The organism is Methanolobus halotolerans (assembly GCF_004745425.1).
Lineage (GTDB): Archaea > Halobacteriota > Methanosarcinia > Methanosarcinales > Methanosarcinaceae > Methanolobus > Methanolobus halotolerans.
The window spans coordinates 56,363-79,774 of sequence record NZ_PGGK01000008.1 but is presented as its reverse complement, the minus strand read 5'-3'; the positions used below and the strand labels follow the sequence as shown (position 1 = coordinate 79,774).

Annotated in this window: 17 protein-coding genes and 1 tRNA gene; 11 read left to right on the top strand and 7 right to left on the bottom strand. The window is 43.9% G+C overall.

Annotated features, from left to right (window positions below; translation table 11 throughout):
- Nucleotides 1-89 precede the first annotated feature (89 nt).
- Nucleotides 90-1,274, bottom strand: coding sequence for a cell division protein FtsZ (gene ftsZ / locus CUN85_RS08665; RefSeq protein ID WP_135389928.1), 1,185 nt, complete (start codon nt 1,272-1,274; stop codon nt 90-92).
- Between the two features lie 466 nt (nt 1,275-1,740).
- Here ftsZ and CUN85_RS08660 point away from each other — a divergent pair, with 466 nt between their 5' ends.
- The 5 genes from CUN85_RS08660 to CUN85_RS08640 all read left to right on the top strand — a co-directional run bounded on the left by CUN85_RS08660 (nt 1,741) and on the right by CUN85_RS08640 (nt 6,179).
- A complete protein-coding gene (locus tag CUN85_RS08660; protein ID WP_135389927.1) occupies nt 1,741-3,486 on the top strand; it encodes a site-2 protease family protein in 1,746 nt (581 codons plus the stop codon).
- Nucleotides 3,487-3,551: 65 nt separating this feature from the next.
- The gene (locus tag CUN85_RS08655; protein WP_135389926.1) at nt 3,552-4,562 is read left to right on the top strand and encodes a potassium channel family protein; all 1,011 of its coding nucleotides are present in this window, start codon (nt 3,552-3,554) and stop codon (nt 4,560-4,562) included.
- Nucleotides 4,563-4,566: 4 nt separating this feature from the next.
- Entirely contained in the window at nt 4,567-5,256 is a 690-nt protein-coding gene (locus tag CUN85_RS08650) for a potassium channel family protein (protein ID WP_135389925.1), read from the top strand.
- Nucleotides 5,257-5,292: 36 nt separating this feature from the next.
- Nucleotides 5,293-6,042 (top strand): sulfite exporter TauE/SafE family protein, encoded by a 750-nt coding sequence (locus CUN85_RS08645; RefSeq protein ID WP_135389924.1) that lies wholly within the window; start codon nt 5,293-5,295, stop codon nt 6,040-6,042.
- A gap of 43 nt (nt 6,043-6,085) precedes the next feature.
- Nucleotides 6,086-6,179, top strand: a tRNA-Arg gene (locus tag CUN85_RS08640).
- A 242-nt stretch (nt 6,180-6,421) separates the two neighbouring features.
- Here the strand turns inward: CUN85_RS08640 and pheT are convergent.
- Nucleotides 6,422-8,044, bottom strand: a complete 1,623-nt coding sequence (gene pheT / locus CUN85_RS08635) for a phenylalanine--tRNA ligase subunit beta (protein WP_135389923.1) — start codon at nt 8,042-8,044, stop codon at nt 6,422-6,424.
- Nucleotides 8,045-8,520: 476 nt separating this feature from the next.
- On the opposite strand from pheT, the gene CUN85_RS08630 reads away from it, so the two are divergent.
- Genes CUN85_RS08630 through rnhB form a run of 3 tightly spaced genes read left to right on the top strand, consistent with a single transcriptional unit; the run spans nt 8,521 to nt 13,669 of the window.
- Nucleotides 8,521-10,773: a type II/IV secretion system ATPase subunit gene (locus CUN85_RS08630; protein ID WP_135389922.1), complete on the top strand. Its 2,253-nt coding sequence runs from the start codon at nt 8,521-8,523 to the stop codon at nt 10,771-10,773.
- 16 nt (nt 10,774-10,789) lie between these two features.
- Nucleotides 10,790-12,970, top strand: a complete 2,181-nt coding sequence (locus CUN85_RS08625; RefSeq protein ID WP_135389921.1) for a type II secretion system F family protein — start codon at nt 10,790-10,792, stop codon at nt 12,968-12,970.
- Nucleotides 12,971-13,009: 39 nt separating this feature from the next.
- A complete protein-coding gene (rnhB, locus tag CUN85_RS08620) occupies nt 13,010-13,669 on the top strand; it encodes a ribonuclease HII (RefSeq protein ID WP_135389920.1) in 660 nt (219 codons plus the stop codon).
- 43 nt (nt 13,670-13,712) lie between these two features.
- Here rnhB and CUN85_RS08615 read toward each other — a convergent pair whose 3' ends face one another.
- The 4 genes from CUN85_RS08615 to CUN85_RS08600 form a co-directional block, all read right to left on the bottom strand.
- Nucleotides 13,713-16,154, bottom strand: a complete 2,442-nt coding sequence (locus CUN85_RS08615) for a PGF-pre-PGF domain-containing protein (protein ID WP_167848837.1) — start codon at nt 16,152-16,154, stop codon at nt 13,713-13,715.
- 294 nt (nt 16,155-16,448) lie between these two features.
- On the bottom strand, nt 16,449-17,144 hold the full coding sequence (gene purQ / locus CUN85_RS08610) for a phosphoribosylformylglycinamidine synthase subunit PurQ (protein WP_135389918.1): 696 nt from the start codon (nt 17,142-17,144) through the stop codon (nt 16,449-16,451).
- Nucleotides 17,141-17,392, bottom strand: a complete 252-nt coding sequence (gene purS, locus CUN85_RS08605; RefSeq protein WP_135389917.1) for a phosphoribosylformylglycinamidine synthase subunit PurS — start codon at nt 17,390-17,392, stop codon at nt 17,141-17,143. Before purS ends, purQ begins: the two co-directional genes overlap by 4 nt.
- A gap of 95 nt (nt 17,393-17,487) precedes the next feature.
- Nucleotides 17,488-18,075, bottom strand: coding sequence for a CDP-alcohol phosphatidyltransferase family protein (locus CUN85_RS08600; protein WP_135389916.1), 588 nt, complete (start codon nt 18,073-18,075; stop codon nt 17,488-17,490).
- A 264-nt stretch (nt 18,076-18,339) separates the two neighbouring features.
- On the opposite strand from CUN85_RS08600, the gene CUN85_RS08595 reads away from it, so the two are divergent.
- From CUN85_RS08595 to CUN85_RS08585, 3 genes are all read left to right on the top strand, one after another.
- Nucleotides 18,340-18,723 carry a hypothetical protein gene (locus tag CUN85_RS08595; RefSeq protein ID WP_135389915.1) on the top strand — a complete coding sequence of 128 codons (384 nt, stop codon included), beginning with the start codon at nt 18,340-18,342 and terminating at the stop codon, nt 18,721-18,723.
- Between the two features lie 210 nt (nt 18,724-18,933).
- Nucleotides 18,934-21,111: a diphthine--ammonia ligase gene (locus CUN85_RS08590; RefSeq protein WP_135389914.1), complete on the top strand. Its 2,178-nt coding sequence runs from the start codon at nt 18,934-18,936 to the stop codon at nt 21,109-21,111.
- A 79-nt stretch (nt 21,112-21,190) separates the two neighbouring features.
- Nucleotides 21,191-22,420, top strand: coding sequence for a glycosyltransferase family 2 protein (locus CUN85_RS08585; RefSeq protein ID WP_135389913.1), 1,230 nt, complete (start codon nt 21,191-21,193; stop codon nt 22,418-22,420).
- 28 nt (nt 22,421-22,448) lie between these two features.
- On the opposite strand, the gene CUN85_RS08580 is transcribed toward CUN85_RS08585, so the two are convergent.
- The gene (locus CUN85_RS08580; protein WP_205804398.1) at nt 22,449-23,396 is read right to left on the bottom strand and encodes a divalent metal cation transporter; all 948 of its coding nucleotides are present in this window, start codon (nt 23,394-23,396) and stop codon (nt 22,449-22,451) included.
- Nucleotides 23,397-23,412 lie beyond the last annotated feature (16 nt).

Sequence of the window (23,412 nt, the reverse complement as noted above, 5' to 3'; positions counted from 1 at the left end):
GAATAGTAATTTATACAGATAAGAATATCCTTTAAAAATAATTGCAAAGCCGGATATCAGCAGTCCGGCTGCAAAGTATCAGGACAGGTTCACTGAATGATGTCGATTATAGATCCGCCACCGTTCCTGGTGCTCACCGGATCCACGACAGAGCGCCTCGTTTTGTTGACCGGGGTGCTAGCGTGCCTGTATGCCCTGGGAGTGTCTGAAACCGGATTTGACGCGGCTGAAGCTTCGTTGTACTGCGGACCAAGTACCTGGGCTGACTGGACACCGGTCATGATAGCCATGACACGTACCCTTCCCTCGTACTCTTTGCTTATGCGGGCACCCCATATGACATTTGCACGTGGTGACAGTTCATATGTGAGTGAAGCGGCGATATCCTCGGCTTCCTTAAGGCTGAGATCCGGGCCTCCTGTGATATGGACAAGGCTTCCGGTTGCGCCCCGGTAATCAACATCAAGTAGTGGATGATTGAGTGCCGAGCGGACGACATCATCACTCTTGTCCTGATTCTTGCTCTCACCCACAAGCATCACTGCAACTCCGCCGCAGCTCATGATAGCCCTGATATCGGCATAGTCGAGGTTGATGAGTGAAGGCTTTGTGATGGTTTCGGTGATACCTTTCACTGTCTCTGATATCAGCTGGTCCATAACTGAGAAAGCCTGGTCTATAGGAAGGTTTGGGACATACTCCAGCAACCTGTTGTTATCGAGCACGATAACTGTGTCTGCAGCACGACGGAACTCTTCAAGCCCTTCTTCGGCTTTGACCGCCCTTGCCCTTTCAACCCTGAAAGGACTGGAGACCATACCTACAACGATCGCTCCCTGCTCCTTTGCGATCTCAGCTACTACAGGAGCGACACCTGTACCGGTACCTCCTCCCATACCTGCTGTAATGAAAACAAGGTCTGCGTTCTTGAAGACCTCTTCAAGGGTGCCGCGTGCAAGTTCAGCTGCCTTGGCACCTATCTCGGGATAGCCTCCTGCACCCAAACCACGGGTCAGTGTCTTTCCCACAAGGATCTTCTTGTCCGCACGTATAAGGTCAAGATGCTGCTTGTCAGTGTTGATCGCAACAGTCTCAGCCCCCTCGATCCCGAGGTTGTAGAGTCTGTTAATAGTGTTGTTACCTGCACCGCCACAACCCACAATCATGATCCTGGGCTGACCAAGAATGTCTAGTTGGTCGTCTACTGCTATCGTTTGGCGGTACTCTTTTTCTTTTTCGGTGTGTTTTAATGCTTCCTGGACTATCGATTGCACATTCATCCCCTCACGGATATGTTACATCGCGGTATAGTATTCGCTTTTTTGATTCTGCTCTTGAACGTTGAACCATTCATCAACGTTTATCGACGTTTCATAATTCTGTGATTGCTATATTTCCTTTATTGTTTTTATACTTATGCTTTTATGCAACTGAAATATGAGAATAAAATGCCACCCTCAAACTATAAGTACACTCCAATCCCTATGTATCACAGAAATATAAAGCGAAACAAACAACGTCATATTCCATATTTAAAAATAGTAATATATAAGCATATCTAAGTTGCTTTTTTATATGATAGGACATATAGAGTCCTAAACTACAGTGGCTTAGATGCTACTGTTTTCAGTGCTGAAGAACAGTGATCCTTTTAAGAAACAGCTCCTAACAAGGATATCCTGCCACTAGGATCATAAATAAGATAAAACTCACATTCAACATCTGGACAGGAGAATTTTTTTGAACGGAACCACCCTTGGACTAACACTTTTTTTAGTATACTGGATAATTGTTATCGCCCTGAAGCGAAAAGGTATACTGGAAAGATATAATATTTCTACATACGGCCCTGTGCTGATGATACGTACCACGCGGGGACTCAAACTACTGGACATACTTGCCAAGCCAGGGAAAGCCTGGAAGCTGTACGCAAACATCGGCATAGTGCTGATGTTCATAGGCATGGCGGCGATGTTCCTGATAGTTATACTCTCAGATATAGCATTGCTCACTTCAATAGGGGACAGTACCCTACCCGAACCTGGAAAGTTCAACGAGGCAAGGAACATTTTCCTGATACCCGGAGTGAACGAGTTCATACCCCTGACATGGGGAATAATCGCATTGATAGTCACCCTGGTTGTACATGAGTTCTCACACGCCATCCTCTGCAGGGTTGAAGATATCCGGGTCAAATCAATGGGAATACTGCTCGCACTTGTACCCATTGGAGGTTTTGCCGAGCCGGATGAAGAAGAACTTTTTGGCAAAAAGGAAGAAAAAGAAGATGAAAAACCTGACCCATATGGCGACCGCAGGCTAGGAATTGTTGTCGAGGACAACGAAGCGCAGAAGCAGACTCTGCGCCACGAAGAGATCCCGGTAAAAAAGGCTGCAACCAGGAACCAGAGAGCAAGGATACTCGCAGCAGGCGTGATGGCAAACTTCGTTGTAGCCCTGATAGCCTTCTCTCTGCTCTTCGGACCTGTGCTCGGTGCGATGGCACCACTCGGAAATACCATGGTGGTGGACGTAAATGAAGGTTCCAATGCATATGCTGCCGGGATCAGGGAAGGCATGGTCATTACGCAACTTGATGGAACGAACATAGGCGATGTAAATGAAATGCTGTTTTACCTTGATTCCGTTGAAATTGGGTCCACAGTTCAGGTCCATGCTGCAACAGACAGGGCCGTTTCAATATATGAAGTGGATGTCACAGATCCCGAACCCGATATATTGGGTATAATGGTACAGGACATCGTTGAAGGGTCACCTGCTGAAGAAACTGGTTTTGAGCAAGGAATGTACATACTGAGTATAGACGGACAGATTATGAGAACCGTCTCGGATTTCACTACATATATGAGTGCAACGTCCCCCGGTCAAAATGTCGTAGTGGAAGTATCCGGCGGACAGGATATTACCAATGAATACGAGGTCGAGCTTGCACAGCACCCCGATGCAGACAAAGGTTACCTGGGAGTCTATACCCAGGGAGACGGATATGTTGAAACATCTCTCGGATTTTCAGTTGGCGAGTTTCCTGCGCACGAATACCTGGAAGTCCTCAGAGAGATCCCCTCAATGCTCACCGGAATCACCGGCTGGGTTATAATTCTCGGATTACCGATCATCGGGATTACCGGAGAAGGATTCCCGGGATTCAGCGGTACACTTGCGCAGTTCTATGAACCTATAGGCTGGGCCGAGCCTCTGGGAATAGGACTGTTCTGGATAGCCAATTCCCTGCTATGGATCGGATGGCTCAACTTCTATGTCGGCCTGTTCAACTGCCTTCCTGCAGTACCCCTGGATGGAGGACATGTTTTCAGGGATTACATGTATGCTGCAGTCTATCGCCTTACAAAGAACGAGACAAAAGCAGAAAATCTGTCCGCCACAATATCCGCAACATTTGCATTGCTGATACTGATGTCATTTATACTGATGATATTCGGACCATACCTTGTGCATGGATTCTGAAAAAGGACAAAAAGCCAGAAGGATTTGAAAGATCGAATAGAAAAGAGATATTTTGAGTTGAAACAATGAAAAATATTCATCTTTTAAACAAAACGATCATAAAATCTATAGTATTTGCCCTTGTTGTAGTCCTTACTTATATCCTCATCTTCATACAGCTAATGAGGTATGAGCAACAATATGAGTTTGCCGACTTCTTCAACGGTCTTTACTGGGTAGTGTCCACAGTGACCACTGTAGGATATGGGGACATCGTTATGGTTTCAACGATCGGTAAAATATTCTCTGTATTCGTGCAGCTATCAGGCATACCAATTGTTTTCGGTATTCTCTTTACCATTGTGATCATACCCTGGCTTGAGAAGAACATACATTCAGGTGTGCCCACCAAAACCGGGGATATGAAGGATCATATTATAATCTGCGGATACAACAGACTGGTCGAAACACTTATCAGAGAACTAAATGAAGATGACATACCATATGTACTCATTGAAGAGGAACAAGATATCACCACGGATTTGCTTAAGCGTGGAATAAATACGATCTACGGAACATTTTCCGAAGAGGAAACACTGAAGAATGCAAATATAGGCACTGCACGCTTTGTTATTGCAAATAGCTCCGACGCGAGAAATGCTAATATAGTTCTGACAGCCCGCAATCTGAGCGATCTGAATATTATTGCTATTGTCGAAGACAGTTCTAACAAGAAATATCTTAAATATGCTGGAGCCACAAGCGTGATATCCCCAAAAGAGCTTTACGGAAGGTTCCTTGGCAGAAAAGCCGCCGACCCTTTCCTAAAAAGACTCACAGGTGCCACCGAGTTCTTCGATGGAGTCAGTATAGTAGAATTCCCGATCTATCCGAAAAGTCCCCTTATCGGAAAAAGCATCAGCAACGCAGCCATCAGGGAAAAGACCGGAGTTAATGTTGTAGGCATGTGGAAAGGAGGAAGCCTGTCCTTTAATATCAGTCCCGGGGACGTTATTCGGGACAATTCTGTGTTACTAGCTGTGGGTAGTACCGACCAGCTATCCGAACTTCGGAAACTGACCCAACGCCTGGAGTGACTCTATGGATGTAACAAAAGACGGACATCTAATCGTATTAGGTTGCGGAGATGTTGGCAAACGAGTGATAGAAACCCTGCAACATGCAGATATCGATTTTGTCGCAGTGGATTCCAATCCAGATGCATTCGAAAATACGGACTTTAAACATATTGTCGGTAATGCAACTCATGAAGATGTACTTGTGGAGGCAGGCATCAATAACGCATCAGAAGTCATTATTACCCTCAATGATGATACTGATGCGATATTTGCAACACTTATAGCACGCGGCTTAAACCCAAAATCCACCATTATCTCAAGGGCCAATTCCTACAGATCGATCGACAAGATATACAAGGCAGGCGCCGACTATGTTGCGGCGCTTTCTATTGTAGCAGGACAGATGCTTGCGAAGATGACATCACATTGCCTGGATGCCTCCTGCAAGAAAATGAATGAGGATATCCTGCTTTACCAGGGAATAGATATCGAGAAGCATCTGATCCCAAAGGATTCTGAGTTAGTTGACAAGACTATGGGAGAGCTGGATCTAAGTACATCAGTAGGATGTACCATAATAGGACTAGAGCGAAACGATGAAGTGATCACTGATATTCTTCCTTCGACCATTATCCTCGAAGATGATATCATCGCAGTCGTTGGCAGTAAAGAAGAAATAGATCACTTCAAGGAAAAGTATGTAAATAAATAGAACTGGAAAACATACTCATACACAGGTGTTAAGATAATGGAAGATATGTTGATCGTAATTGCTGTTTTTTTTAGCTCGATCATATTCTCTATGCTCGGCCTTGGCGGAGCTATCTTCTATGTACCTTTTTTCTACTGGACAGGTATGGAGCTTGTTGGTGCTATCACCACTTCTTTGCTGCTGAACATAGTTACTTCGGGCTCTGCGACCGTGATATATTTGCGAAGGAAACTTGTGGACCTGCATATTGCAGTATCGTTTATAATAGCTTCTGCAACAGGCGCTCAGATTGGTGCCTATTTCACAAGACTGGTCCCGGTTGATATCCTGCTGCTATTTTTTGCCATACTCATGATAGTTGTCGGACTGGAGATGATTTTTGAACGGATAGAGGGGTTCTATCGGGGACAAGACATTACAGGCGGTAAAAAACTTGTACTTGTGCTTTCAGGCGGTATGATAGTAGGGATCCTATCAGGTATGCTTGGGATTGGGGGTGGCTCGTTCATTGTACCTATTCTAGTATTAATGGGTTACGGAATCAAATATGCTGCTGCTACTTCAGGGTTTATCGTAATATTCACATCCCTTTCCGGTTTTATAGCCCATCTGGATTCATGGGAGCCTGATACCTCACTGATAGCATACATCCTGGTAGCTTCATTCATAGGTGCACAAATAGGATCGCACCTGATGTCCGGTAAAATCGAAGCTGGAACCCTGAAAAAGCTGTTCGGCGTGATCCTGCTGCTCATGGCCGCAAGAATCATAAGCGGATCGCTGTGACAGAAACCTTTAATACAACCCGTAGCAATCAATACATCCCCGTGGGCTCGTAGGGTAGCCAGGATATCCTCATGGGCTTCGATGTGACTATGTCACGAAGTTACCCATTGACCCGCGTTCGAATCGCGGCGGGCCCGTCTGCTATATCTGGTTTTGATCATTACTATGTAACAGACCTACTGATGAATACAGATTCTTTTAGCCTTTAACTTATTTTAACTAGTTAAAACTGCGATTACTCGGTACCCTGCAGAACCAGAAAAAGAACAAAACTCAGTTGATGTTAGAGTTGATCGACTGCAAAAAGAACAGATGAAATAGGATAAAAGAAGTACTATTCCCGGATTTCGCTTATATGACATAAAGATTTATAGGGCAGTTAATCTGCCATTAAATCCATCTCGAAACCCACTACCGGTTGTCCCAGGCCGAAATTGACGATGGCCTGCGGGTGGAACTCGCCCATGACACCGATCTTTTTACCATTGACGATGATATCCGCCCTTCTGCCTTCCAGGAATGCAGGATCTGATGATTCGGAAACCTCGTATTCAAGCATCCTTTCCCGCATTACCGCATCTACCAGTTCCCTGACCTCGGTGAAGTTGGAATGGGCATTGATAGATACTGCAGCAAGATGAAGGCCGGTCTTTACGTTAACTATCACATCACCAACCTCGAATATACGTTGAGGGAGCTCCCTGTGCTGATTCATTGAGAGTATTTCCATAAGGTTTGGGAGGATGGTGGTCCGGACCATGGTCTGATCCTCACTGATGGGGTGCATAACATATGTCACATCATCAGTACTCTCACGATTCATCCATTCGAAGTGAACTTTCGCGCTCGTCAGGGTAAAGGGCATGACCTGTTGATACCCGAGGCCCGTCATAATCTCCCCCATAGCAGAACGTATGTCTGATATCTCATGGGAGCTTCCAACTGTCGCGTTCATGGGGAATATCGCTGGTATATTATCAAAACCATATCCAATGGCAATATCCTCTACTATGTCAAAACTGTCCAGAATGTCCGCACGATAGCGGGGTATCATAACCTCAAGGACACCTTCTCCAAGTTCTGTTGCACCAAATCCCATGCGATTAAGTTGTTTTATTATCTCTTCTGTCGAAAGTTCCAGACCTATCAGGGAATCAATCTCAGAGCTTTTCAGGATCTTAACACGAGGCATCAGGTCAAGAGGGATATGCTCTGTGCCGTCGGCCTTGACAACCTTAACAAACTCGATCTGTCCGCCACGTTCTGCAAGTGCTGTTGTTACAATGTTGAGTGCTGTATACACCTCATCACCCAGGCCTGTAACGTCCACTAGCAGGTCAGTGGTGTTCTCGTTTACCATCGTGAGTGTTCCATTGATTATCGGCGGGAATGAAAGGACATTGTCATTAGCATCCAGTATAAGAGGATAGTTCTCAAAATCCTCAACAATATGCGCGAATCTCACACCCTTTGGGTGCTTCTCGAGCATCTCCCTCATGGACATGGGTTCTGTAAAATCAAGAGGGATAAACTCAAAGCCGGGGTCTGCTGCTATATATCGGAATGGTGGCTGCACCTTTGACAGGTCGTGCACTCCGATGGATACTTTCTTCCTGTCACGTCCGAGACCCCAGTGAAGGGACTCCTGCAGGTCCATAAGGCTCTTTATGGATGCAGAGCTGAAATTTATATCTCTTACAACCGCACATCCGAATACAGGACGGATGTGCTCTATTGCAGCATCCTTTGTAATCTCAATTTTGTACGGTTTAACTTCATACTCACGAAAACCTGTATCTATATCAAGGAAACCACGCATGGCACGTGCCACTCCCTCAACACTATAGAGATCCGGGCGGTCAGGGAAGAACTCGATGTCTATGGACTCTTCTTCTATGCGTTCGATGTCCGCACCAATCATCGGCACACGTTTAATGATAGTATCCTTATCGGTCCCGGTAAGCTCTTCAAGATCTTCATATGGCAGGGTTATTATGGGCATGCAGGATATCCTCTCAATTCCAGATTACTTATCATATTTCCACCTGAACATATCAACCCTTGGATTTAACTTTTTTGAGTGAACTACAACTGGACAGGGTTTTTACAGAAAAGCAATTCCAATCCTGTTCAATTCTATACCAATTCTATGTACATGTACATAAGATTTAAAGGGCAATTTGTACAGATATATAATAATATAGGACATATTATCCATTTTCCGGGCATATCATGTACATGTGGATTTTAAGCATGTACATACATAGTACACAAGAGACTAAGAAAAAAGATCAGCAAACAAAATAAAGTAAAAGGTGCGGGTTTTCCACCAGTTGGTCCGGCGGTATCCACCCGATACAATAAGTTTAATAATATGTATATTTATAATATAAATGCGATAAATCTAATATGATCTACATAATCTATAGTACGGTCTGACATAGATCTACTTTAAACATTCATCAAACGGTGACATTAATGGCTGATGCTCAAATAGAAGATCCTAAGAACAAAGAGCTTGAAAAAGCCAAAGAAACAGATGAAACTGATGAAATACCACCAACCAGTGATGATCTGTCCGAGGCTGATGACAACTTTTCTAGTTCGAATGAACATTATCAGATAGATGAGGATGAAAGTGACGGCTCCCTGGAGACATCAAGCCTTCTTGAGAAGTTAGCTGAAATCAAAAAATCAGATCAAAAGCTTGAAGAAGAATTCACCTCGATCATCCATAAAAATCCTCTGAAAAAAGATCATACATATGAGGCAAAAGAAGTAAAAACATCCTTTTCTCCAGATATAACTGCAAACTCAGAGGTTTCTGTTCCTGCAGAAGAGGAGGAAAGCTCTGGTCCCGGATCTGATACTTCAAAAGATGGAAACATTTCAAGCATTGATAAAGATGAAGCAGAGCTGAACATATTACTTCCGAAGTCCGCGGGTTTCGGGCCTAAAAAAACAGGTTTTTTCAGGAAAAAGAAAGATGAGATGACTTTACCTGAAAAAGATGAAGAAGCAAAGGTCAAGGTCAGGAGCATCCTTGAGGAAAAAGCCAGAGAAGAGAGCATAATCACCGAAGGAAAAGAAGAAGAAGAAGAAGAAGAAATCAAAGATCAGGGAATCACTCTAAAAGATAACAAAGAAGAAAATGATGAAAACAGTCTCGTAGGGAAGATTAAAAATCTTTTCAAACAGGCAGAGATAAAGATAGAACCCTATGATCCTGAAGTACACGGTGCTATTACTGAATTCAGAGGCGTGGACGGTTATCAGGAAATAGAACGCTACTGGGTAAATGAACCATATACATTTATTGTCATACTTTACAATGAAGATATAAACAATCATCTTTATTACGTAGTGGAACCCGAGCTTACTGAGTTTGAAGAAGTCCTCCTTAACGAGATAAGGGACAGGCTTCGAGATGTACTCCTTGTGGAAGAGATCTCCCAGGACGAAGAGGATAAAGAGAAAGTCCTTGACACCAAGATATGGTCAATAATCCAGGATTATACTCTTGAGCTCACACCTTCGATACTTGCCAAGATATCTTACTACATCAAGAGAGATTTTGTCCGTTTCGGAAAAATAGATGCCCTGATGTATGACGACTCTATTGAAGATATTTCAGGTAACGGGCATGATGTTCCCATATTTCTTTATCATCGGGTTCAACAGAATATCGCTACTAACATTATTTATAAAGAGGAAGAACTGAACTCTTTCATTATCCAGATGGCACAAAGAAGTGGCAAGCACATCTCAGTGGCTGAACCCATGATCGATGCCACGATGCCCGATGGTTCCAGGATACAGATGACACTGGGCACATGTGTCACTGCCCATGGAAGTACTTTTACGATCCGTAAGTTCAGCGATACCCCGATAACTCCGGTAGACCTCATTAAATGGGGCACATTCTCAGCTGAGGCCATGGCATATCTCTGGCTTTGTATCGAGAACAATAAGAGTTTGATATATGCCGGCGGTACGGCTTCAGGTAAAACGTCATCCCTTAACGCAATATCCCTTTTCATTCCAGAAAAGTCCAAAATAATTACCCTTGAGGATACACGAGAACTGAAACTACCTCATCCTAACTGGATACCAAGTGTCACCAGGGATTCGTTCACTGCAGATGAAAGAGGAGCAGTGGATATGTATGATCTCCTTAAAGCAGCGCTACGTCAACGTCCGGAATACCTGCTGGTAGGCGAGGTCAGAGGTAAGGAAGCGCTGACACTTTTCCAGGCAATGTCCACAGGCCACACAACATTCTCAACAATGCATGCTGACTCCGTTGCATCGGCCATTCACAGGCTTGAGAACCCCCCCATAAGTGTTCCGCGTACAATGATACAGGCATTGGACATTATGAGTATCCAGGCGCAGACATACTCAAAGGGTAAACGCGTGAGGAGAAACCTCAAACTTGTTGAGATCATCGATATCGATCCCAATACCAGGAATATCAGGACCAATGATATCTTTGCATGGGACTCCGAATCGGACATCTTTGTAAGAACAGGTGAATCCAAGGCCCTCTTTGATATAAAGATGCGCCGTGGCTGGGGACAGGGAAGGATTGATCAGGAACTGTACTATCGCCAGAAGATACTTGAGTACATGGTGAACAATAGCATCAGCGATTTCAAAGAGATCTCAGGAATCATCAACGCATACCAGTCAACACCTGAGAAGGTACTCAAGAAACTGCAATTAGCCTGACAGCGGGGGTTACACTGTGACAGAAAATAAAAACTCCTCTGAAATTGATACATCCGGAAAAGAAGAATTTGAGATCGAAACATCTGACGGGCTTTCTGACAGCGAACCAGAAACAATTGCTCCTGCAGATAAACAGGCAAAGAAGAAAAGGAAGACAGGATTCGCTGTTGATCCATATATCAAAAAAGCCTCTTTATATTTCAATATCGTAAAAAGGATACCGTTCATTCTGCTTGGAACCCGCATCAAGGCAAGGAAGCAGAACTATGTGAACCTGCAGAAACAATTGAACCAGGCACGTATACCAATATCTCATGAAATGTACATTTCAAATGCAGTATTCTATTCGGTACTGGCAGGGATCTTAGGTGCTTTTCTCGGACTTTTCCTTACATATGTTATCATAGGACTTATCGGCCTGCCGGAAAATATCACTAAGCTAACTTTTACGCCGAGCATGGCATTCCTCTTGCAGTATAAGGAGATATTCTTAGCTTTCTTCATTACTATTGTTTTTGTTGTAGGCCTGGGAGGCCTGGTCTATACGATCTTCGTGCTATATCCCGGGTTCCAGGCAGGCGAGAGGAAAACCAAGATCGATATGCAACTTCCTTATGCTGTGACGTTCATGTACGCCCTTAGCAAAGGCGGAATGAACATAATCGATGTTTTCAAGGCGCTTGCACGTTCGGAAGACACATATGGTGAAGTCTCAAAGGAAATTGATTCCATTGTAAGGGATATGGAGTATTTCGGGCACGATCTTAGAACAGCACTCACAAACGCGTCTGAGATCACACCTTCCGACCGGTTCCAGGACCTGATCTATAACCTTCTGACAGTCATCGACAGTGGTGGGAATATCCCTAACTATTTCCGAGATAAATCAGAGCAATACCTGATCAAATCCGAGGTAGATCAGAAAGGGTTCCTTGAAACCCTGGCATTGCTTGCCGAATCATATGTAACTGCATTCGTAGCAGGACCGCTGTTCATTATCATCATGGGAGTCATGATGGCGGTTATGGGTTCCGGATCATCAACCATGGTATATGCGATAATCTATGCTGTCCTGCCAGTAGGATCCCTTATGTTCGTAGTCATGATCAGTATCATTACTCCTACTGAAATGGGAGAGCCGGAACTACTCGGTACGAACACTGTTCTGGACCATGGCATACCTGATATACCTGCACATCTTGCACCGGCCTATGACGAGAATGGAGAACTTATCGGCGAAACAGAAGAAAAGGTAAGAGAGAGGGATAATTTCGAGTCGTTTACAAAATCCAAGAAATCCCTCACCCTAAGAGGTATTATCAAGGATCCACTTGCCCCGATGTTCCAAAACCCTCTTGCTACGCTTGCCATCACAGTCCCACTTGCACTTATAATAGTAATAGGATCCGCATTTCTGAACGCGGACAGACTTGGTAACCTTGCGCTGATAGTAGAATTCATTGATGACAAGATCGTTTTTGCAATTCTACTTATAATCATACCTCTTTCGGTATTCTATGAGATCAAACAGAAGAAAAAGAAGAAACTGGAAAGTAGTTTTCCTGATTTCCTGAAAAAACTGGCAAGTACCAACGAAACAGGTATGACGCTGCGAGATTCCATAAGACTTATGGCAAGATCTGATACGGATGCCCTTAGCTCTGAAATCAAGAAGATATGGCATGATGTTTTCTGGGGGCTTGAGGTCAATGACTCTCTGATAAGGTTCGCCAACAGACTAAGGACGCAAGTAGTTACCCGTTCTCTCTCCCTGATCACAAAAGCAAACGAATCCAGTGGTGATATCGGGGAGGTGCTCATGGTCGCCGCCAGGGATGCAGCTTCCGAGCAGGGGATGAAAAGAGAACGCAACATGAGCATGATGATCTACATCGTAATCATCTACATCTCATTCCTGGTCTTTGTAGGTGTTATTTTCGTTATTTCAACAACATTCCTTACAGAGATGGCCCAGGCCGGAAAGCAGATGGCTGAATCAGGTTCAAGCGCGGGAGGTTTTCTTGGCAGTTTTGATATGGAAGCCTACACCCAGCTCTTCAAACACGCAGCTATCATCCAGGGACTGAGTTCAGGCCTGATGGCAGGCGCAATGGGCGAAGGAAGTATTATGGCAGGTCTTAAGCACTCGACCATAATGATGATTATTGGATATGTTATATTCACTCTGTTCATCTGATGGTCAGTTTAAAGTAGGCTGATGAACGGATAGAATATAATGAAAGTAGCTGGAATAGATGAGGCTGGCAAAGGACCTGTGATAGGTCCCATGTGTGTCGGCGGGGTATTGATCGAAGAGTCAAAGATCACTTCCCTGAAGAACCTGGGTGTAGCTGATTCAAAGAAGATAGCTCCTAAAAAACGGGAACTACTTGCATACCAGATCGAAAAGTATGCTGAAAGGGTATTTGTCCTTGAGATCGCACCACAGCAGATCGACGAATTCCGCAAGCTGATGAGCATGAATGACATCATGGTTCTTGCATTTTCAAAGGTACTCGAAGAACTGCATCCGGACGAAGCATATGTTGACGCTGCCGATGTTAATGAGGAAAGGTTCGGTAAAAGACTTCTCCAGAAATATGCAAAAACGCACCCTGAAAGGGCAAAAACAGTCTCAGTTGTATCCAGACACCAGGCAGATGCAATATATCCGGTCGTTTCCGCTGCTTCCATAGTTGCAAAGGTCCGCAGGGATGCAATTATCGAAGACATCAAGAAGGACATTGGTATCGATTTTGGCAGTGGCTATCCTTCTGATCCCAAAACAAAACAGTTCCTTAAGGACTGGTTCAAGAATCATGGAGCTTTGCCTGACATAGTAAGGCATTCCTGGAAAACGGCTGAAAATGTCGTGACAGAGAATTCCGGGCTATGATCATGCGGGTTGCGACAGAAAAATAAAAAACAGAAATAATCCTTTATCTCTGTTTCCTGTACAAAGCATACACACCCGCAAGCATAAGTGAAATTACACCAATTACCACCAGAACATTAAGTGGGTAATTCCGGGTTGTAGTTTCCACATCTTTTGATCCCTCACCTGGAACAGCATCTTCATCATTTACAGATCTCAGGGAAGCTTCTTCGGTAACTTCAACAGCCTCTGTATCAGAGCTGATCGCAAAAGGTGAGAAGCCCGGAGTCTGACTCTCGAAGTAAACAAAGCGGCCATCTTCTGAGGTCACTGAAGTAGAAAGTGCATCCCATGAGTCATCTGAGTACCTGTACAGCTTCACAGTATCAGTTCCAATATTATTTTCCTCCAGCCATGATCTCTCTACCCTGAAAACAATGCGCAAATCTTCAATATTCTCAGGACTGACGAACCCAGCCTTGCCAACCCAAATGTTCATCTGCTGATAAACATTTCCGGGAGCATCTGTCTGCGCGAACGAGGAGCGCCCTTTCAGTATTTCAAGGACGGTCTTGATATTTCCGGAATTCTTCAAAGAATTGAACTGGATACCTGTTATGGCATTACCTTCTTTGTTGAACTCGTACATTACATGGGAATCTTTATTGATGTAGATACTCTGCACTTCAGTTATGAGGACGTTCTCATACTTCTCACCTGTTGTGACACCGCCACCACCTCCACCGCTGCTACCACTGCTTCGGGATGTCTTTTCTGATGGCTTCGGACCAATCCAGAAGTTAGTAGTGAAGGTCTTTTCATTACCCGTGTTATCTGTTAAGGATATTGATGCAGTATGAGCACCTTTGGCCAGACTTGTGGCATTATATGAAGCTGAAGATGCATTTATCGTTGCATTGTTTGTCACATCAATATTGTCAACTATCATACCTATAGAACTTGTATTGATACCTGTCCTGGCGTCACTGTAATAGAAACTGATGTCCACAGCAGTTGTACCTACATCAAAAGTCTTGCCGTCTGCAGGTGAATAATCCCCAATAACAGGTGCGGTCTTATCGACATTGACTGTTATATGCGAAGTTGTATCATTGATATTCTTTGCAATATTCTTTGCAGTATCCTTTGCAACAGCCGTAACAGTATAATTCCCATCAGGGACAGAGGACAGATCAAACTCACCAATCCAAGTGCCATCTTCATTGTTTGCACTGATAGTTTCTGTGAAATCACCGGAAATAGATGACAATGTAATATCCACAGTTGCTACATCTCTTTCGGACTCGGATACCTTAACCAGTAATTCCGAGTTGGCATATACAATATCTCCCTCATTAAATGTACCTGAAATATCATCAATAACAACAGTTGGAGCCGTGTTATCAACGGTCACGCGTATCTCCTCTGAAATAGAATCACTCATCAAACTAAGATTATACATTCCACTTGGAAGAGGATCACCCTGCTGGTCTGTTGCATCCCATTCAAAGGTGTACTTACCTGATTTGAGCTTTTCAGTGATATTTTCAGTTAGGACAACATTATCACTACTATCAATTATTGAAACTACCGTTGACTCCGGATCGGTTCCACTTACATTGACACTGATATCCACCGGATTATTGGTACTTATGGTTTTATGGAATTCTGCCTGCAGGTGTAGAGTATTTCCTTTTACTTCGATGATTTTAGTCTCAACAGGAGACTGCTGCAGGTGGTCCCTTACACTAAAGTTAATGGTATGTGTTCCAACAGAAAGAGATGATGTGGAAAAACTTGACTCGTTGCTCAGGAAGTTATCAATATTGGAATGCCATTCATAGTCATTGTACTTTATATCTCTTCCATCCGGATCTATGCCGGTCCCGCTAAATTTGATTTCCTGATTTTTAAAAGCAGGATTGGGAGTTATAGAATCGATGGTAGCTATTGGAGGAATATTCTCCAGAACTACCACAGAACCATAAACCGGATCTGACCACTGTTTTTCACTGTCCACAACTTGGTAACTTATAGTATGATTGCCTACTGATAGGCTTCCTGTATATACGTTCTTTCCTTTACATAGTAAACCATCTAGATCTGAATACCATCTATGAGCATAACGTTCTGGGATGGCACTGTAGTTATAAACATGTATACCAGTCATGTTAACTTGCTCACCCCTGATTGCAGGATCTGGAACGATAGAATCTATCGCAACTACCGGACGTGTATCTGCTGAGATATAACCCATCTCTGTTAAAGAATCCGTTCCATTAGCATTACTTACCGTCAGACTAACATCAAAAGTACCGGCTTCATCAAAAACATGCGATACGTTCTGCAAGGTTGAGTTATTGCCGTCACCAAAGTCCCATTCCCATGAAGTCGGCTCTCCACTTGAAGTGTCAGTAAACCAGACTTCCAGAGGCACTTTGCCTTCTGTGACATCCGCAGAGAATGAAGCAACCGGAGTTTCGGTTGAGTTATCTGAAGCATTCACAAGACCTGTACATAAAAACAATAAAATTACCATTGTAGTAACTAAGTTTATTTTGATTATACTACCACCACTCAATATAAATAAGGACGTAAGTTAGATAAAAATGTTTCTAAACAATCCTTCAAAAATGAAAGAATATATTCAGGTAAAGAAAAGGATTTTCAATATAACCAGTTTTAATGAATTAATTTCAGTTTTATTGCAATTAATCGCAAGTAGCTTCAAAAAAGAAAATATATAGAGCACAGGAATTACCAAATGGCAATTATTGCTACCAAATTAAAATAAGACACTTCAGCGGCCTGAGATATACTCAGCCATTGATTTGAAAATTTTAAGTCCGTCAGCTGAACCCAGGATATCTTCAGATGCTCTTTCAGGATGTGGCATCATACCAAGCACGTTCTTCTGAGTGCTGACGATTCCGGCAATGTTTTCCTGTGAACCATTTGGATTTGCCTCGTCTGTGACCCTGCCTTTCTCATCCACATACCTGAAGGTAACCTGATCATTTTGCTCCAGCCTTGCAAGAGTAGGTTCATCCGCATAGAAATTGCCTTCCATATGGGCTATAGGGACATTCAGGACCTCGCCTTTCTTAAAACCTGTAGTGAATGGAGTTTCCGTGGTCTCGACCCTCAGGTATGTGGGTTCGCATCGGAATTTGGGATAATTGTTTGTGGTCAGTGCACCATCAAGAAGACCGGATTCTGTGAGCACCTGAAAACCATTGCAAATACCTATGACAGGCTTGCCGGCTTCCACCTGTTTCCTGACTGAGTTCATAATGGGAGTACGTGCGGCTATTGCACCGGCTCTGAGATAATCACCGTAAGAGAAACCACCAGGTATCACAATACCGTCAAACCTGTCCAGGTCCTCTTCCTTATACCACACAAGCTCGGCATCAACACCCACAACATCCCTGAGAACATGAAGAACATCAAGGTCGCAGTTGCTGCCACCAAACTGGACGATGGCAATGCTCATTCTAGTTCCCTCAGGAATATTTCGTAATTATGGATTATCGGGTTTGCTATCAGTTTCTGGCACATTTCCTCTACGTTTACTCTTGCAGCATCGATATTCTTTGCTTGAAGGGTAATAGTGTACTTTTTAGCTGTCCTGACACTGTCGGTCCCATATCCCAGGTGTTCAAGAGCTCTTTTAATTGTTGTGCCCTCTGGATCGAGCATACCTGCCTTAAGTTCGATAGTTACTTCAGCTTGATACTGCATCTTTGCATCCTCAGCTCTGTTTAAATAAGAATTATTAATGGATATCAGGCTTAAATAGAGCACTCTATATTATAATCTTTGCCTCGGTTCTGAGCCTATGCAAGTGATTTCCTGGCATGGATAAGTCGTTGTACAACAGTCACATGAGTAAACACGACTATAATAAATATCGACGCCCCAAGCATCCCCGTCATGGCCCCGGCTATTAGTATAAGCATTCTTTCCGGCCTCTCGGCAATCCCGATATCCATTTCCCGGGCACCCATAGCCTCTGCCCTGGAGCGAGTATAACTGACAAGGTAGGAGCCAATGATCGCAATAACGGTCCAGAGCCATAAAGGCGTGGAGAGTATATACATCTGGGGGATGCTGCCTGCTATAAGACCATAGATGATACCTGCGAATATCAGTGCATCGGCATATCTGTCACAAACTGAATCAAAGACAGCACCAAAGGCACTCGAGGAACCATTTGCTCTGGCTACCGCGCCATCGAAAGCATCGAAAAGCCCGCTTAACAATATCATCAGAGCACCGGATACAAGGAAACCCCTTGCAAACTGTATTGCGGCATAAACGCTTACAAGAAGGCCAATCAATGTCAATGAATTCGGAGACATGGGTATTCTTTTTGCTAATGGCAAGATTGATACCCTGATATTAGATTTTAGTTCGCTGAACATATAGTTCCACCTTAGGTCTTCTCAGGATTCCATCATAATTTATTAGTTTTTTCATCTGTATTGGTTAACTGTAATGTTTAACTTTTCGTATACATCAAAATGATATCATAATGATGATAGTGATTATATTGTAGAGTGCAGACAAGTTTATATAGTAGATTGAGAAACGAGAAAATATATTCAAATCAAGCATGAGAATCCTGTGATCAGATCAGTTGTATGGAGTACTGTCATTAAAATCAGATTTTAAGCCGAGGCAATGGAATGAAGACCGAACGTAAGATCATAGTATCAGAAAACGGAAAACTGGTTCTGAAGAAGATATTACTCTCAGGCAAGGATGGAAACGGGAAGCATTTCTACCTATTCGACCAGGACAAAAAAAAGGAAAAGAAAGAGAGTTATTACGAGCATGCCGAAAATAATTTCCTGCTTATCGGCCTCCTTCAAAGGATCGATATGTCCCGATTGAATAAAGAAGAGATTACCCAGCTGATGTACAGGAAACATGAGAAGGAAGAGAGGTTCTTAAAAGCAGGCGAAAAGCGGGGCTTCAACCTCGGAGTTGACATGGACCCCGATGAGATCCTCAGGTTCTATATCTCTCTTACACCTGAAGAAAGAGTATCCCTCAACTGCAAGCCTTGAAACGGTCTTGTGAGTGTTCAAACTTACAATCGTTTCATCTTCCATGAATACTCCCGGAATTTCTGCTTTAGTTCTCTCTTTTTTGTTTATTACCGTTTTTCATATTACTTTTTGTTCCTGTTTACTATTTTGATTCAAAACTTTTATCTGGCAGTATCGGTTTAGTATTTCAGAAACTCAATTGAACATATACATCTTAAAACCAGGAAAATGTGCGGAATTACAGGTTTTTTTAACAATGACAATGCATTTGAACTGACCCTGAGATCCATCGGGACCATGAAGGACAGGGGTCTTGACTGTATAGGAATATGCGGACAGGACTGGTTTGAGTTCGCAAAGGAGACAAGCAGATTGAATATTCCCAAAGATAGCTATATGAATAACATACTTGGCCACTGTCTCCATTCCATGGTCGACTTTGTCAGACAGCCTATAACAATTGTTGGAAAGCTGTCTGCCAACTGCGAGATATACAACTGGAGAGAACTTGGGGAAAAGTATGGCCTTACGGCAATAAACGATGCGGAGATGCTCATAAATCTCATAGAGCTGAAATTACAGGAAAACAATGATGTATCCGAAGATAGCATACTGCAAACGATCGATGACCTTCTTGCCGAGATCATAGGAGTATATGCCTTTGCTTACTGGAGAGGAGATAAAGTCTATGTTGCAAGGGATATAATCGGGATCAAGCCCTTATGGTACACTACCTCTGAAGGGTTTGCCTTTGCATCGGAAAAGAAAGCTCTTGCAGGAAACGGTTTTGCAGATATTAAAGAACTCAACCCCAGAGAGATGCTTGTCTACGGACTGCAGGACAATTCACTGCAGCGTTTTAACAGAGAGTTCTTTTCCATCGTACCCGAGAACACAAGTTCTTTTGATGTGATCAAGAACGATTTTATGGAACTGCTGGAAAATGCGATATCAATACGTATCCCGGATGAGAAGTTTGGTATCCTTTTCTCCGGCGGGCTTGACTCCACTGTAATCGCATACCTGTGTAAGAAACTCGGAAAGGAACCCGGAATCGATTTTACATGCTATACAGCCGGACTTGATGATGTGCAGCTGCCTCCTGATATAGAACATGCACAGATGCTGGCTGAAGAGTTAGGCCTCGACATAAAGATCAAAAAAGTTACCCTTGAAGAGGTTGAAGAATACCTGAAGGCAGTTGTTCCGCTTGTGGAAGACACTAATGTCCCCAAGGCAGGAGTTGCACTGACAATGTATGTTGCCTGTGTTGCAGCAAGAATGGACGGTATACGGGTAATGTTCTCAGGTTCCGGTGCAGATGAGCTGCTGGCCGGATATGACAGGCATAAGCGCTCCACCGACATCAACAGGGATTGTTATGCGGATATACTAAAGATATACGAGAAGAACACTTACAGGGATGATGTTGTTGCAATGAATAATAACATCGAATTACGTGTGCCTTATCTGGACAAACGGTTTGTCGACTATTGTCTTAAGATCCCTCCAAAATACAAGATAAGCGCAGAACAGAACAAGCTAATACTGAGGGAGACTGCCATGAGCCTGGGCCTCCCCGAAAAAGTTGCCTTGCGTAAAAAGCAGGCTGCACAGTACGGAAGCAGGTTCGATAAGGCTATTGGTAAGCTTACTAAAAGAGCAGGTCACTCTACAAAGACCGGGTATCTGAAGCAGTTCTACGCTCAGCCCAACCTGAAACTCGGAGTGCTCTTTAGCTCAGGTAAGGACAGTAATTATGCAATGCATATTATGCAAGAGCAGAACTATGCCGTGGAATGTCTCATCACGATAAAGAGCCAGAATCCTGATTCCTATATGTTCCACACACCGAACATCGGCCTTGCACAACTGCAGGCGGAAGCAATGGGCATTCCCCTGATAGAGGAGATTACACCGGGCGAAAAAGAGAAAGAACTGGAGGATATGAAAAATGCCATTCGCAGGGCCAGAGAAGAGTTCGGTATTGAAGGAGTTGTCACCGGAGCACTTTACTCAAATTATCAACGTGAAAGGATCGAGAAAGTTTGCGATGAACTCGGCCTTAAAGCCTTCTCCCCCCTATGGCATATTGACCAGGAAAAAGAGATGAGACAGCTATTGTCAATTGGTTTTGATTTTATTTTCAGCAGCATTGCAGCCTACGGCCTTGATAAGAGCTGGGTCGGACGCAGGATAGGAGAGAAGGACATTGACAGGCTGGTCCGGCTCAACGAAAAGATAGGCCTCAACATAGCAGGTGAGGGTGGCGAGTTTGAAAGTTTCGTGCTTGACGGTCCCATGTACCATAAAAGGATCGAGATCAAGGAATTGGAAGTTATAGAACTTGATGAGTACACAGCAAAAGTGATAATAAAAGATGCCATACTTGTCGATAAGTACTGAGAACTGGCATCAACTGCAAGAATATAAATACTGTTCACCTCATAAGTGCTAGTGAGAGTAGTACAGGGAGTGGAATATTTTGGAACTTACAATGGTAATACCCAGTTACTGGGGAAGGGACAGTAGTACTGGTTGGCAGGAAGGGGATGCTGTTTATGACCATCCCATCCCGATAGATGAGGAAGGTACGCTTGACAGGGCCATCAGGAGCATCGGGGTCCTTGATGATAAGGATTTCAGTCTCGTGGTGCTTGCAGTTGCAACTTCTCCTGATATTGAGAATGAGGTCGAGAAAAAGGTAACGGAAATTGTTGCACAGGCTGCGTCTGATGCCGGGGTGAAGGCAATGGTTTTCGGGCCTTCGCATCTGAAAGAGATCCACAAAATGATGGATCAGGATGGGAAAGGCGAGTATGCAGATCTCCTGCAGCTCAGAGGATACTCTAATGTACGTAATATGTGTCTTTTCATACCCCACATACTGGGAGCGGATGCTGCGGTACTTATCGATGATGATGAGGTATTCGAAGATACGGGTTTTATCGGCAAGGTCAGGGAACATATCGGCCAGGAGGTCGACGGCAAAAAGATATACGGCCTGGCTGGTTACTATCTGCAGCCTGATGATGACTTCTACGTGCCTGTTCCTGAAGATGCCTGGGCACGCTACTGGGGCAAACAGGAGCAGATGAACAAAGCCTTTGAATCAACAATCGCATCACCACCCCGCATAAAGGAAACACCTTTTGTGTTCGGAGGTAACATGACAATCCACAGGGAGCTCTTCAGCAAGATACCTTTTGACCCTAATGTCAGACGTGGAGAAGATATTGATTACATTATGAACGCAATGATGTTCGGTTACAAGTTTTTCCTGGACAATGAGCTCCATATCAAACATCTTCCACCTGAAAAGAGCCATCCGCAATGGAAGCGTCTGAGAGAAGATATATATCGCTTTGTCTTTGAAAGGGAAAAATTAAGGCATCAAAAGGGAAAGGAAGGAATGAAACAGCTTTCAGCGGAGGATTTCGGCGAATACCCCGGTGCTTTCTTTAAGGATGATCTCGATGACAGAATAATGAATGCCTGTATGCTCCTATCAGCCGAGTATCGCAGAAATGGCGACATTCAGGGCGGCGTCGAGACCTTGCAGAATATACCTATTTCCAAAAATGATGCAGTGCCTTCTTTCAACCCATTCGGTCATCTGATAGAACTACAGAAAAAATGGGAGCAGCTAATGGATTATACAACTGATGAGAAGGTAAGGGAAAAGTATCAGGCAATTATAGGGAAAAAAAGGTAGACCTGCCAGTCCTGCTGCAGTACCACCTTCAGACCCTGATAAATTGCACGTAGATAAATCCCAGGGTCATCACCAGGAAAAACAGCAGTCCGGTCCAGCTCAGAATCCTAAGGACCATGCCGGGGCGTTCTTCTGCCGGCACATTGCTCCCATTCATCACTTTATAATTTATATAAGCCAGAATCGGCGAAGTTACAAAGCTGATAATAGCTGCAAAGCTCAACAGCTGCAAGAGGTTGTTGACAAAGTACATTACGATCAAAGAAGCTATTATTACTGAAAGCACTATCCAGAACTGGAAGATTGGTTTGAAGCGCCTGGAGCAACTGTCACTTACCAATGTACAGCTTGCTGCCAGTGAACGTGGATAACCATCAATACAGGTTATAGTTGTGCTGAACATTGTGATAAAGGCAGCAGTCAGGATGAGCGGTTTTGACCATTCGCCAATATTTGCCGAATACAGACTTATCAGTTGCTGACTGAATCCGATACCTCCACTGGCAAATTCATAGCCGGAACCGAACATGATCAGTTTGCCCAGAGCTACAAAGGCCACAGCCATTAAAACTGCCATGACGTAACCCAGGTAGAAATCAATGGAAGTTTCCCTGCTCGTAGCAAAGTGACCGGTTTCTTCTTCACGGCTGAACATCCACAGACTCGACCAGGCTGATAGATCCACAGGTGCCGGCATCCAGCCAAGCAGCATTATCAAAAAAGGAAAAGCCATCCATGTCCATGGACTGGGACCGACAAAGTCCGGCGCTGCAACAGGTCCGTGTGTGAATGCCAGACCCAGTGCAACCATTGTACTGAGCCCGAGCAAGACTATGGCAGCTTTAGCCAGCTTATCCAGTACTTTATAGTGACCTATCAGGATGACAACACCACAGATTACCAGAATTCCAACCGTGAAAGTGGGAATACTGCTACCGTTGAACCCGTATCCTGCAAACAGCGTACCACTTATCATGGCCACCCCAGCAGTA

What these genes read in the sequence shown, in the direction of transcription:
- CUN85_RS08655 (WP_135389926.1), top strand. Translation starts at nt 3,552, where the DNA reads ATGAAAAATATTCATCTTTTAAACAAAACGATCATAAAATCTATAGTA.
- CUN85_RS08650 (WP_135389925.1), top strand. Translation starts at nt 4,567, where the DNA reads ATGGATGTAACAAAAGACGGACATCTAATCGTATTAGGTTGCGGAGAT.
- CUN85_RS08645 (WP_135389924.1), top strand. Translation starts at nt 5,293, where the DNA reads ATGGAAGATATGTTGATCGTAATTGCTGTTTTTTTTAGCTCGATCATA.
- pheT (WP_135389923.1), bottom strand. Translation starts at nt 8,044, where the DNA reads ATGCCCATAATAACCCTGCCATATGAAGATCTTGAAGAGCTTACCGGG.
- CUN85_RS08630 (WP_135389922.1), top strand. Translation starts at nt 8,521, where the DNA reads ATGGCTGATGCTCAAATAGAAGATCCTAAGAACAAAGAGCTTGAAAAA.
- rnhB (WP_135389920.1), top strand. Translation starts at nt 13,010, where the DNA reads ATGAAAGTAGCTGGAATAGATGAGGCTGGCAAAGGACCTGTGATAGGT.
- purQ (WP_135389918.1), bottom strand. Translation starts at nt 17,144, where the DNA reads ATGAGCATTGCCATCGTCCAGTTTGGTGGCAGCAACTGCGACCTTGAT.
- purS (WP_135389917.1), bottom strand. Translation starts at nt 17,392, where the DNA reads ATGCAGTATCAAGCTGAAGTAACTATCGAACTTAAGGCAGGTATGCTC.
- CUN85_RS08600 (WP_135389916.1), bottom strand. Translation starts at nt 18,075, where the DNA reads ATGTTCAGCGAACTAAAATCTAATATCAGGGTATCAATCTTGCCATTA.
- CUN85_RS08595 (WP_135389915.1), top strand. Translation starts at nt 18,340, where the DNA reads ATGAAGACCGAACGTAAGATCATAGTATCAGAAAACGGAAAACTGGTT.
- CUN85_RS08590 (WP_135389914.1), top strand. Translation starts at nt 18,934, where the DNA reads ATGTGCGGAATTACAGGTTTTTTTAACAATGACAATGCATTTGAACTG.
- CUN85_RS08580 (WP_205804398.1), bottom strand. Translation starts at nt 23,396, where the DNA reads ATGATAAGTGGTACGCTGTTTGCAGGATACGGGTTCAACGGTAGCAGT.